Consider the following 12,736-nt stretch of genomic DNA (forward strand, 5'->3'; position numbering starts at 1 on the left):
CCGCTTACTCCTTATCTAGAAAACTTTAAATGCATCATTTTCGTAATAGAACTTAAATGCTTCAAAATAATCGTCAACGGTTGCCGCGGACAGCTGTTGGTCAGTATTAGCAATAACATCTTCTATCATCGGCGTGTCCAATGTTTCTTTCCACCCATGGCTCGCGACCTGTGGAGGTAGATAATCCGTCGAGCTAGGGGGGAAATCTCTGCTATCTAAGGAAAATGATCCTCTGGTTTCCAAATCCCATTCCGAATCTGGCATGTAAAACCAGGAATCCGGCATCTTATCAATATTTTCCAACACTTCTCTGATGCTATACGTTTTCATACTCACCTCAACATGCGGTACTTTGCAGTTTTTTGAAGCCACCCTGCTGATTTGGGTGGAGACTATTTTGCACTGGCCCCGGCGCTCGGTGCTGAGCCCTAGGTATCAACTCAATATCCTTAGGTGTTTGAGCATTATGGTGCCAAGAATGGTTCGGCGGGCTTCTATCGCTAAACCCTCCTCGCGGTCCTGGTTGAATATGCTCTACAACCTCTGGGGGAAGAGCCGAATTGAGCTCAGGGTACTTCAAGGTGCGATTGTATAGCTCTTCGTTCGCGTAACGGAAGTGAGTAGGTCGGCCTGATGCATGAATTTCTTGAGGCATTTCTACGCTGGTCCACACACTGTACTGACTACTTGATAACGGCCGTCCGCTCGCGTCAAATCCTGTCCATCCAAGAGGGTCTATCCAGCCTGTGGGATTCCTCACGTAGTGGTAAAGATTCGGTCCACCATCCAACCCAATCGGATCCTGCGTTATAAACCGCCCCACCTCCGGATCGTAATACCGAAACGTGTTGTAGTGCAGCCCCGTCTCTTCGTCGAAATACTGACCCTGAAACCGCAGGTTCTGCTCGACGTCGCTTACAGTCAGCGCATCAACCTCGCCCCAAGCCTTGTACGTCGCCTGCCAGACAATGCTGCCATCAACGGCAGTCATTTCCAGCGGCGTGCCGATTTGGTCGGTGTGGAAGTAGTAGAGCTTTTGTTCGGCCTCACCCTCTTGCTGATCTACTCGCGCTAGCGGTGCGTAGCTCCCCGGCTCATAGACACAGAGGCTGATTGTTATCGCCGCATTCATGGGCCTCCACAGGAGTGAAGTGGGTAATTGGAACTGCTGGCCGTGAATGTTTGACCCGCGGCTGTAGCAGCTCGTCCCCCACGCACTTTTTTCGACGAGCCGGCTGTTGCAGCTTCCCCAACGACTCAAACAAGAAAATGAAACAACTAATCAGGCCGGGCGCACTCCGTACTTTTGCCGCCTTGACATCATTGTTCGCTTCAAAGCCCGGCTAGGATCACGAGTAAACAAACGACGATGAGCATTACCTTTTTTTAAATATAAGCTTATCAAAAATCTAGTAAACATTATCATTTTGCGTTTTTTCTATAAAAATATCTTGCAAGTCACCTTGAATCTCATACCCTTTATACATCAATAAAAATTCGCCATCTATGCCGTCTGGAAAATGGACACCATCCAGCGTCCCAAGTATTACGGATGCGCTGTCAGCAATTGCAATTTTGAAGAAATTTATCACATCAGCTCGATCGTTCCCTCCGAGCTTAGCTAACGCATTTCTCGCCCTGGCGTAGGAGTCCGTATCAGCGTTCACTGGCTTATTAAGCGAAGTCTTGTACTGTGTGAAATTCTTACTAAAAAGCTCATTAAATATTGCTTGAACAAATTTTTCCTCAGAAGTCATAATCTCTCCACTATCGCAACTCAGGGTACATTTATTTAAACTAATTAGCTCTTGTAGCTTAGCATTAGGCACATCGGGATATACACGCCGCAGCTCTTTGATGTCTCGAGCTATTACATCCCGAGCATTGGCAAACGGCCAACCTGTTTTGGCATTTATACCACTTCTGGAGACCATACCCACGCCTTCTCTAGAAACGGTGTGGCCCACTCGAAGAACCAACATCGCTGGGGCCGTCGCGGGATAACAACCCTCGACTAAGTCTTTCATTAGTTTTCTCTGGCCAACATGATGAGAATCCAGCCCTAGTTTCTTACCTTTTACAGCATTTTTATTCGCTTGATGTGAGTTCACATCCCATTTTGCACGAGCAAGCCCTAGTGAATCGATCCAAGCCGTAGGGCTAGGAACATAGCGATAGAGATTATCGCCCCCCATAACCCAATCGGATCCTGGGTTAAAAACCGCCCCACCTGCGGGTCGTAATACCAAAACGTGTTGTGGTGCAGCCCCGTCGTCAAATCTGGATCCTGCGGAGCGGCCGCGGATACCGAACTGCGCACCACGGCCCCAGCAGGAAGTTCGAACGTAGAGAGCTCCGTGTGCAAACAAGGCTTTCTCGAAATCTCACCGTACTGATACCGAAAGCCTTTCAACATTGATCCTGTGCACACTGGCGAACACTCAGTCAGCCGACGTCATATCGAACGACAAACCTTTCATATACTGACTTAGAATTTATCGCTTCTGCAGATTCATTTTCAATGGTTTCGGCCTCATCATCATCTGACATAGAGACGTATATAACTGGATCACCAGCAGCCTTGCTGAGGCCATCAAAAAAGCGCTCGTTAGTCAGAGATCTCAATGAGTCGATCATCGTTACTAAAACTTTCTTTTTGAATACCTCAAAATCTAGGCGCTCGCTGCTCTTTCTTAAATCCTTATTAATCTCTTTAAAAAATTCACCACCTATCGTATCATAAGCCCATTCAGAAAAAGCCCACTTAAAATAAGCCTCGTTCTCAGGAGTTCTATCTTCATCATCGATTTCTTGCTCAACTTTTTCATTTAAACTTTCAATTGAATTGGCAGATGAGCCAATACTCATCACGCTGCTATCCGTGTATAGCACGAACGCGTATATCTCAGCATCAGGATGTTTTCTGTGCAATTCTAAAAAAGCCCTTTTAGCCGCGTCACTGACGCGTTCCTGCAACTCTGACCAATTCATATTAACCTTCCAATTTAATAGCCAAAAACTTCGGCACCTATTTTCTGCAATTCTGTTTTCATTGCGGCTACTGATTTATCAAATGACAGATCCCCCGCCATAATTGATTTATCCGCTGCTTCAAGCTTTGAAGCAACGAGCTTAGCATTAGCGATGGTATGACCTTGGTTCTCCGCCCACATCATCGCAGCAGGATCGTGCACTGGGTCTATCTTGTAACGCTCCAAAACCGCCCGGCTTCTTTCTAGAGCTTTTTGCATCATGGGTGATTTTGCAAACTCCCCTTTGAAAACGATGTGGTGAGCGTGAGGCCTGACCATTGAGCTGGGAGGAACGGTTCCAGTTTTTCTTGAGTAATAAGCGCCCCAATCCTTATCGGCACATAAGCCCCACGGGTCTGACCATAGGATCGGATTAGCAACGTACTGATAAAGATTTACGCCCCCCGACAGCCCAATCGGATCCTGCGTTATAAACCGCCCTACCTCCGGATCGTAATACCGAAACGTGTTGTAGTGCAGCCCCGTCTCGTCATCGAAATACTGACCCTGAAACCGCAGGTTCTGCTCGACGTCGCTTACAGTCAGCGCTTCAACCTCGCCCCAAGCCTTGTACGTCGCCTGCCAGACAATGCTGCCATCAACGGCAGTCATTTCCAGCGGCGTGCCGATTTGGTCGGTGTGGAAGTAGTAGAGCTTTTGTTCGGCCTCACCCTCTTGCTGATCCACTCGCGCCAACGGTGCGTAGCTCCCCGGCTCGTAGACGTAGAGGCTGCTCTGCCACGGCGTTTCTTCGCGCAGCATCCGCAGACCCTGCCAGAGGAAATGCTTGTGTTCGGTCTGGCCGTTTATTTCAGAGGTTTTGCCAATGCGTCGTCCAAGGCTGTCGTAGCGGTAGGTGCCGATGCTCTGCAGCTTGCCGTTAGCCAGCGTTTCAGCTTTGACGAGGCGGTTTTCGCAGTCGTAGCTGAACGTCTGCAGTTTATTAAGTCCTGCGCGCTTCTCAATCAGGTTGCCCCACGCATCGTAGGCATATTCGTGATCACGCCATTGTTTGATGCGGTTGTCTTTGACCTGGTCGAACTGGCTGGTATTGAAGTTCAGCCTGTTCGCGGCAGCGTCGTACCTGAATTCTTCGCTATCGACGAGCTTGCCGGTGTCGCGGCTGTGCAGTTGGCCGTTGGCTTCGTATTCGTACTTGATCTCGCCGCGCAGCTTGTCGAGGGTGCGGGTAAGTTCGCCTGCCGGGTCGTATTCGTAGCGGCGATGAATCGGGTTGTAGGCGTGATCGACCAACAGGCTGTTATCGCCGGGATTATGGATCTGCGAGAGTTTTTCGCCGGGCATCGTCGATGCGAACTGCCAGGCTTTGCGGCCCATGGCGTCGTAGCCGAAGCAACTGGTGAGTTTGCCTTGAGTGCGTAGCACTTCGCGATGCAGGTCATCGCGTTCGATGTCGCTGATGAGCAGGCCATCGAGGTTCAGTTGGTGCAGGTGGCCGCTGCCGTAGTACAGGTGATTAAGGTGTTGGCCTGTCGGCAAGGTCAGCGTGGTCAGGTTGCTCAGTGGATCGTATTCGTAGTCCAGGGCGCCTTGGGGTGTGGTCTCTTTGATCAAACGACCCAGCAGGTCGTAGGCAAATTCCAACTTCTCTTCGCCAATGCCGATTTTCTTACCTGCTGCAGTTGGTAGTCGTGCAATGGACAGTAAGCGGTCGGCCTCGTCGTAGGTGTAATCCTGACGCGCATCAGTGTTGAGTTTGGCCAGCAACCGGCCAATCGAGTCGCGCTCAAACTCAGTGCTGCGTTGTGGGCGTTCGGCCCGCTCGCCGTAGCCGATTTCATCGACACGCGTCAGATACCCGCCAATGTTGTAGCTGAAACGGCGCGTCAGGTTGTCGATGCGTTTTTCTTCGATCAGTCGATCCGAGGCGTCGTAGGCAAACTGATAGGCAGCATTGTTCTCGTTGACCAAGGCCTTCAGGCGAATCGCTTTGTCGTACTCGTAGCGAATGCGTTGGCCGTTGGCGTCCTGTCGGCTGGACGGCAATCCCCTCGCTGTTCGTAAAAGCCGCGTGGTCTGGCCTTTGCCGTCGGTGTGCGTCAGGACCTGGCCGAGTGCGTTGTAGGTAAACGACTCGGCAGTGCCGTCCGGATGATCGATACGCAGCACTTCGCCGTCGGGTTTGCGTTCGAGCTTTGTCGTTTGATTCAAGGCATCGGTGACGGCGATGAGGTGAGCGCGGTCGTCGTAGGTATAGAAGGTGCTTTTGCCCGAACAGTCCTGAAAGCGTTCGACCTGCGCCAGGCCGTTCCACCACAGGTATTTGGATTTATGTGTCGCGTCGATGATGGTGTGTGGCAGGCCGTCGTCGCTGTTGAGGTACTCGGTTTTGTAGCCGAGGGCGTCGATTTCGGCGATGAGGTTGCCTTTGTCGTCGTAGCGAGCTTGCCAGACGCTGCCGTCCGGGTACGACACCGACGACACCAGCGTAGTCAGGTGGTGATAGGTGTACTGGATGCTGCGCCCCAGCGGGTCGGTTTCTTCAACAAGGCGTGAATAATCGTCGAACTTGAGCTGTAGGTGGTTACCGTCTGGCAGCGTCAGGCCGGTCATGTTGCCGCTGTCGTCTATGTCGATTTTGTAGCGTTCGCCGCCGTAATCACGACTGGCGATGACCCGATGATCTGCGTTGTAGTGGACTTCCAGCTCGCGCCCCAAGACGTCGGTTGCCCAGGACGTGCGGTTCTCGAAGTCGTAGCGGAAGTGAAAGTGTTCGCCGTCACTGGTCCAGTGTTCGGCGACGCGGGGCTGACCGTCGAGGGTTTCCCAGCGATAGCTGCAGGTTAGCCCCAGCGCGTTGCTGTGGCTGGCCATGACGCCTTCGGCGTAGCTGAAGCGGCGGATCGAATCACCGTTGCGGTTGATCACCTCAATGAGCTGACCGTTGTCGTCGTAGCGGTACTGGACGAGGGTTTCGACTGCTTCGTTGTCGACGACGCGTCTCACATCGGTCAAACGGCCCAGCGGGTTGTCGTAATGAAGGTGCACACGAGTGCCGCCCGTAGCAGTGATGTCGGTGAGCACCCCATCGACAGTACGGGTGAAATGCAGGAAATGGCCGAGTGCGTTTTCGATGCGCTGTAACGGTACGGCGGTGTTGTCGTCCGGGACCTCACCGAAATAGAAAAAGATATTGTCGAGGGTTTGCAGCAGGTAGTGACCGCCCTCGCTGCAGACGAGATAGACCTGCTCGTGAGGGTTGTACACCCGCTCACCTGGTTGCACATTAACGAAAGGGACGCTGCGGCCTTGATTGTCGGTGAGGTAGATAAAGCTACCGCTACGACGCAGGCTTTGCTCCCACGGAAGGACCCAGCCGCGACCCAGGACGCTGTCGACGGTCAGGTCGCTGGCGTAGAAACGCGACCACTCAATGGGCATCAGGCCCGGCAGGTTGAAGTCGGTTTCATCTGGAATAACCTTGCGCCCGGTGGTCAGGTCAACCGGATTACCCGTCAGCCCGCCGATAGCGCCTTCGATGGCCGGACCGACTACATAGCGGCTGGCAACTTCGCCTGCAACGAAGCCTGCGGTGAACTTCATGACGCACGGCATGATAGCTTTCATGCCCGCTTGGCTGCCGGCTTTGATCAACTGGGCAATACCGCCCGCTGCGCCCGCGATGGCCATGAGCACATCGACCGTGGTACGCAGCCAGCCAGGAATTTCGTCATCGACAGGCAAGTAACGCTGGGTACCGCCGCCAATGAAGACGTTTTCCGACCCACCGGAAATGGTCGCACCGCAGGTAATTTTGTCGCCTTTACGCGCCGCCGCCGTGCCGTTAATGAATACGTTTGTCGAACCTTCGGCAACCTGAACCGGACCCGGGTGTTTGCTGCATGCTCCCAGACTCAGCGCAACATGTGCTGCCTTACGGCTGTTAACGAACACATTGGATGAGGCGGTCACAATCGTGCCAGAGGGGGAGGAAAACATCTTCCCTATTGCCTCCCCTGCTGCGGTGAGCAGGCTACCTCCGATGCCTGCTGCAAGACCTGCCAAAAGGGCGACCCCAAAGCCACAGGTGAATGTGGCAATAGCGACCGTGGCAACCAGCGCGATGCCCAATGCGGCGCCGATGAGGAATCCGCCAAGGGCGCTGGTGTGTGAGATTTCATCACCGAAACGCGCAGCTTCGAACATGAGCGTTACTCCTGTTCGTTGGAGTCGGTCGTGGTCGTACTGGTAAGGCGAGGCTGAAAGCTGGACAACAGATTGTCCCAGTCCTGGCTCTGCTGAACGCTGAAGTCAGCCTGCGCGGTGGTGGAGAAAATCAGCGCGCGCCCTGGCTCGATCAGGAATGCCGCCTGACGTTGGTAAAAGGGTCGCCCTTCGTTCATGTAATAAGCGTCTATCTGTACGCCATCAATGGGCGCAACCGTCGACAGCGATACTGCTTTTTTGCCCAGCAGTGTGTAACCACGCAGCTTGGAGGCCAGCATTTTTACCTGCCGGTCGACATAGGCCTTGAGAATCTCAGAGGGGAGCAGATTGTCCCGTGAGATGGTGATGCTTAACGGCGCCGGGATGCTTGCCCCCAGCACAAACATGTTGACCGTGCGGTCTTGAAATCCCTGCGGCAGCGCGATGCTGCCTTCCTGCAACTCATAATCCATGTGAAATACATTCCTGAAAACAATCAATCGGGTTCAACGGGTCGCCATGCCTGAAAGCATGTTGTCGAAGTCAACGAGCCAGAGACTCAGGCTGGGTTTGACCGGGTCAATTACGCACGAGAGGCTAAGCCACTGAGAGGCTTGTCGTTCAGCCACCGGAACAATGCTGCCGACAAGCCTGCCATGCCGCTCCGCGTGCCCCATCGCGAAGTAAAAATCCACGGCTTTCGCAGGACTTCCGGCAAGGGTGCAGTCACGTTCGCGGATGATTCGTAACTGAGGATAAAGTTTGCGGAAGGTCTGCATCGCTTCGTCCATCAGGCCGCTTAGGGTCGCGCCTTCACGGACGTCTCGACGTTTGATCGTCAGCACTACGGGTTCGCCTTCGTGCTCGATGGTGGTCTGGATATCTCGAAAGTTGAAGCCATCAGGCAACGACAAATCAAAGCCGCCAAAACTGAACCGACTTGGCGTATCGCGCAAAGGTACGACAGGTTCTGGCTCAGGTTCAGGTTCTATGGTCGGCACAGACAGTTGCTGCTCAGCACGTGCCGCCTCCTCAAGCGCCAGGCGTCGCTCGGAGATGCGATCGTAAATACTGGTTCTCTTCATACGCTGGCCACCTTAATCATTCACGCGCACTTGAGCGCCAGTGATCTGAGTGGTACCGGTGCTGACCGTAGAGATCGAGTTGCCTTTAATCTCAATCCCATCCGGCGTCAGCGTAATGCTGCTGTCCCCGACTTGCAGAATGATGTGCTGCTTGGCGTTGACCTGAATGAACTGGTTGTCGACCTGAATCGTCAACGAACCTTCCTGCACGTTCATCACCGTGTCTTTCTTGATGGTTTCAGTGTGCGTGCCACCGACGGTGATGGTTCGATTGGCGCCGACGTGGTGGCTTTCGTCGACCTCAATTTCGGTATCCATGTTGCGTTCGGCGTGCATGATGATCTGCTCGGCGCCGGACTTGTCCTCGAAGCGGAAGAAGTTCGCAGTGCCGCCATTCCCCTTCGTCGACCGCGTCAAAAAACCACTCTGCGTTTTGTTCGCAGGTAGCGACCACGGCGGGGTGTTCTGACTGTTGTAGAGGCTGCCCATGACCAGTGGGCGGTCGGGGTTGCCGTCGAGGAAAACGACGACGACTTCATCACCCACGCGCGGAATCTGGATGCTGCCGAAACCGCCGCTGGCACCGGATTGGGCGACGCGGACCCAGCAGGAACTGTGGTCGTTGTGCTGGCCTTTGCGGTCCCAGTGGAACTGGATTTTTACGCGGCCCAGCTCGTCAGTGAAGATTTCCTCGCCCGGTGGGCCGACGATGATGGCGGTCTGCGGGCCGTGAATGGTCGGACGCGGCGTGGACAGTTGCGGGCGGAAGGCGATCTTTTTGCGCACGCAGGTGAAGGTGTTGTAGTAGCTCGCGGGGTAGCCGTTGAGGTAGTTGTTGTGGCCTTCGCTTTCAACGCTCATGAGGAGGAACTGACGATCATCGGCTGAGCCTTGATCGTGGTCGTAGTGTTGCAGCAGCTCGAAGGTGTAGCCGGGTTTCATCGCACGGCAGTTGCTCGCGCCGCTGAAACTTTTGCCCTTGAGCTCCAGCGCTTCGACACGCAACCGCACCAGCGCCTCACCCTCGTCGTAGGTGCCGTGGGTGTACTGGCCGGGGAAGTCATAGATTTCGAAATTCTCGACATCGCCTTGTTTGTTCAGGCTGTTCATCGTCACTGGCAAACGGTTGTTGGGCTGGCGATAGTCGAAGGTCTGCACGGCGATCTTGCCGGACTGCAACTGGCGGTTGCCGCTCCACTGGGTGATGGAGTCGGCGGTCTCGGTGACGGATGCGGTGTGAAAGCGGATCTGCGGCTGCTCGGGCAAGGCCAGCAGGGTGCTGGAGTCATCGCAGATGATCATGGTGTGGCCTTCGGCAGTGTGCTCGAAGTAGTAGAACATGCCCTCTTCTTCCAGCAGACGCTGGACGAAGTTGAAGTCGGTTTCACGGTATTGAGTGATGTAGGTATAACGCTTTTGCGGTTTGGTGAGGCGGAACTCATGGCGGGAAAACGAGGGACACAACGCGAATACCTGGGTGACCACTTCCTCGACTGTGTTGCCTTGGAAAATGCGCGTGTCGAAGCGATTTTTCAGCATCGAGAACCAAGGGTTCAGTGTCGCGGTATAGCGGGCCATACCGCCGTCGCTGCCAATGCTGGCGAAGCGAGTCAGGTAACCGGCCAGATAGCGCGGCGACCCTGTCGCGAGTTCGATTTCGATGGTGACCAACTGGCCCATCATGGACTTGAGCTCAACTCCGGAATCTTCGCAGACCAGCAGGAGTTCAAAGCTGTACGCCTGCGACAGCGCCTCGCGCCCCTTGAAGGATTCGATCAGCAGTTGCTGCTGAGGGTTGGCGAGGTTGTTGAACTTGAACAGACGCCGGTTCTGAGGCGAAAGCATCGCGGCAAGGTCCATCGACATGTGTATCTCCTTGAGGCATGGGGGACAACGCTACCGCCATGCTCAGCAACTGCAGGTTACGAACAATGACGGGGCCGAAACCCGTGTGCATCATCGCCGATTGATTGAGTGCTGGCACCGCATGGAATTACCGGCCCCGGCACGAACGTTCTGCTAGTTCCGTGAGACTTTAACTACGCAAACGATTAAAAAATATGGCTTGGCACCGGACGTTAACCATCCGACCGTTCACCTTCGAACCTACAGCAGACCTTGCACTTGTTTGCAGGCAATAAATGCGGCCACTGAGCACGCAGGACAGTGAGATCCTGCTGCGATTCGAAAGTGCCAGCAGATAACTCAAAACGCGAACGAGGTCACAGTCTCAAATTCGTTACAGGCCGTTCAAAGCGGGGAAGGAAACACCTCCGAGCGGTCTTGTGTCAACCCGGATCCAAGATTTTGCGGGACAGTGCGCAGTGCGCTGATTCACTGTTTAGGAAATATCCTAGATTAAATCTTCTGTGCGATAGAAGGAAAATTGCTTGCTGAACAGTTAGTTATAGAAAGCATGCTGATAAACGATATCTAACTGCCATCATTGCTGAACGTAACGCAGATGAGAAAAATGCAGGGCACGTTGAAATTAAGTCAGAAGACGAAGGTCTGAATCGCCGATAATAGCCACATGCCACCAACCCAATACATGCGTCCCGGTAGGCCATTCGGAGCTTTCAAACGCGGGGCGCAATCAAGGACAGTGATGTTTAAATGGATCTTTTAGCCCACGTCCCAAGCTGGGACGACATCGAACGAAACCTCGATGACAAATTCAGCGTACTGAACCAGAGCGTCAGCAATGGCATGCAGAGCGCTTATGACAGTTGGGACGGGTTTACACGTCGGGTGAGCAATGGCGCCAGCCAAGCCTACGGCGCCATGGGCGGAAACCGGATCGATAATGTCCGGCAGGCGATGGCCCTCTCCTACCCGATCATGCAGTCTGACCTTACCCGCAAGTGGGCGTCGATCAACATCAAGGAAATCCTGCCGGTATTGCTCAAGCTGGTGCAGGAAGTGGTGATGATTCTGGGGGGGAGCGTTGCGGTGGGTGGTGCCATCGGGGGCGCTGTGGGCTCACTCGCTTTCGGTGTCGGCGCTGGCCCCGGCGTGATTGTCGGCGGCGGAATCGGTTTGCAAGTCGGCAACCTGATCCTCATGGGCTTGGGACTGGCCGCCATCGCCGAATATTTCTACGAAGGCCTCCCCGCCTGCCTGACCACCGTGCAGGAAGGTCTGGCCACAGCGTGGACTGCCGAGGATGGCGTCAAGTCCCCAGGGCTCGATCCTTCGGGCGGGTCGGCTGCCATCATTCAGGAACGCACCGAACGCGCAGCGAGACAATTGGCACGTGGCCAAGAGCAATTGGTGTTGTTGTTGCTGACGGCCATCGTGACGTACCTGACGCGCGGCCAGATGAAGGCTGGCGTGATGAACAGCATGGAGAGCGTTGCGAGGCGCAGTGCCAGACTCCGATCAGGCATGTCCAACCAGCCATTCGTAGTATGGCTGACAAAAAATGAAAAATTGCTGCTGGCGCATCCAGAGTTACAGATAAAAGGCGTCACTTCAATTGAGAAGCTAGCGCGTGAATCCGAGATGCGCGAGTTTTACGGTAAGCAGGATCCTGGATTCGCCTCAGTTGAAAATAAGCGACAAAAAGCCAAAACATTTGAACCGAAGGGTTTAAGCAACGAAAAAGTGAGTGAATATCTTCAGAGCACGGACGGCCAAAAATATATCACTAAGCTAGTTGCTGCAGACCCGGAAGCATTAGCCGCGGACATCTACGAGAGAGCTTTTAGCCAAGTATCATCAGGTAGTACTGTTCCAACAACCACACAGATATCAAGTCCGCTTGTAAAAATCGTACCTGCAGGCGACAAAGGCATTTCTGAGTTCTCACCTTTTTTTACCACTATGGAAGAATTGAAAGCAGTGGCCAAATCCGGTAAGACTTTAGCAGATTCACTTGGCTTGCCGGTTGTTAGCGAAAACGCGCGGTATTCCATATTTGAGATTACTCCCCTTAAGCCAACAGAAGTTTTTTCTAGCAAAGTTGCGCCAACTATGGAATTTGGGGGTAGTATAACGAGAACCGGAGGTGCGACCCAATATCTGGTACCTAATCGGAAAGAGTGGTCTGCAGCACGCTTTATTGGCGAAATCGACAACTAGGAATCACCATGAACATTTTGAAATTAAAAGCAACGGCAATCGAACTCCGAAAACAACTTGAAGTTTACAAGGAAAAAGAGCCGGCAGCATTGGATTTGTATGAAGCGATGAAAAACATAATATTCGCGGCTGAGCGTGGCGAGATTGCCACTCAGGTTGAGGCTAGAGATATTCCAGGCCACCGTATAATGGATGAGTCAAATCTTCGTAAATACCGCGACCTTTCGCACGCTTACAGTAACTTTTACGTTGAGCTTGTAGAGGGTCGTGAATCGGATACATTTAAACTCATTGAAGAAATTATAAAGAAGGTTAAAGATCAGAAATCTAAATAGGCTGTGCCTAACACGCCGGCCGGTAAAGGCTGGC

The 12,736-nt window shown here is 53.4% G+C and carries 8 protein-coding genes and 2 pseudogenes; 2 read left to right on the forward strand and 8 right to left on the reverse strand.

Going from position 1 to position 12,736, the window contains the following annotated elements:
* Window positions 1–15: 15 nt before the first annotated feature.
* The 8 genes and pseudogenes from B3N48_RS17565 to tssI all read right to left on the reverse strand — a co-directional run bounded on the left by B3N48_RS17565 (window position 16) and on the right by tssI (window position 10,150).
* Window positions 16–330, reverse strand: coding sequence for a DUF7716 domain-containing protein (locus B3N48_RS17565; RefSeq protein ID WP_296185852.1), 315 nt, complete (start codon window positions 328–330; stop codon window positions 16–18).
* 391 nt (window positions 331–721) lie between these two features.
* Window positions 722–1,108 (reverse strand): annotated as a pseudogene (locus B3N48_RS26740) (RHS repeat-associated core domain-containing protein); the annotation flags it as partial.
* A 1,018-nt stretch (window positions 1,109–2,126) separates the two neighbouring features.
* A pseudogene (locus tag B3N48_RS26930) lies at window positions 2,127–2,281 on the reverse strand (RHS repeat-associated core domain-containing protein); the annotation flags it as partial.
* A gap of 164 nt (window positions 2,282–2,445) precedes the next feature.
* Entirely contained in the window at window positions 2,446–2,991 is a 546-nt protein-coding gene (locus B3N48_RS17580) for a DUF4303 domain-containing protein (RefSeq protein WP_296185853.1), read from the reverse strand.
* A gap of 14 nt (window positions 2,992–3,005) precedes the next feature.
* Window positions 3,006–7,199: an RHS repeat-associated core domain-containing protein gene (locus tag B3N48_RS17585; RefSeq protein ID WP_296185855.1), complete on the reverse strand. Its 4,194-nt coding sequence runs from the start codon at window positions 7,197–7,199 to the stop codon at window positions 3,006–3,008.
* 5 nt (window positions 7,200–7,204) lie between these two features.
* On the reverse strand, window positions 7,205–7,672 hold the full coding sequence (locus tag B3N48_RS17590) for a DUF1795 domain-containing protein (protein ID WP_296185856.1): 468 nt from the start codon (window positions 7,670–7,672) through the stop codon (window positions 7,205–7,207).
* Window positions 7,673–7,705: 33 nt separating this feature from the next.
* Complete coding sequence (locus B3N48_RS17595) at window positions 7,706–8,284, reverse strand: hypothetical protein (protein WP_296185858.1); 579 nt, start codon at window positions 8,282–8,284, stop codon at window positions 7,706–7,708.
* A 12-nt stretch (window positions 8,285–8,296) separates the two neighbouring features.
* Window positions 8,297–10,150, reverse strand: coding sequence for a type VI secretion system tip protein TssI/VgrG (gene tssI, locus B3N48_RS17600; RefSeq protein WP_296185859.1), 1,854 nt, complete (start codon window positions 10,148–10,150; stop codon window positions 8,297–8,299).
* A 750-nt stretch (window positions 10,151–10,900) separates the two neighbouring features.
* Between tssI and B3N48_RS17605 the strand changes: the two genes are divergently transcribed.
* Entirely contained in the window at window positions 10,901–12,367 is a 1,467-nt protein-coding gene (locus B3N48_RS17605) for a DUF6861 domain-containing protein (RefSeq protein ID WP_296185861.1), read from the forward strand.
* Window positions 12,368–12,375: 8 nt separating this feature from the next.
* Window positions 12,376–12,702 (forward strand): hypothetical protein, encoded by a 327-nt coding sequence (locus tag B3N48_RS17610; RefSeq protein ID WP_296185863.1) that lies wholly within the window; start codon window positions 12,376–12,378, stop codon window positions 12,700–12,702.
* Window positions 12,703–12,736: the final 34 nt, after the last annotated feature.

This window comes from Pseudomonas sp. UBA1879, assembly GCF_002338065.1.
In the GTDB taxonomy this organism is placed as follows: Bacteria; Pseudomonadota; Gammaproteobacteria; order Pseudomonadales; family Pseudomonadaceae; genus Aquipseudomonas.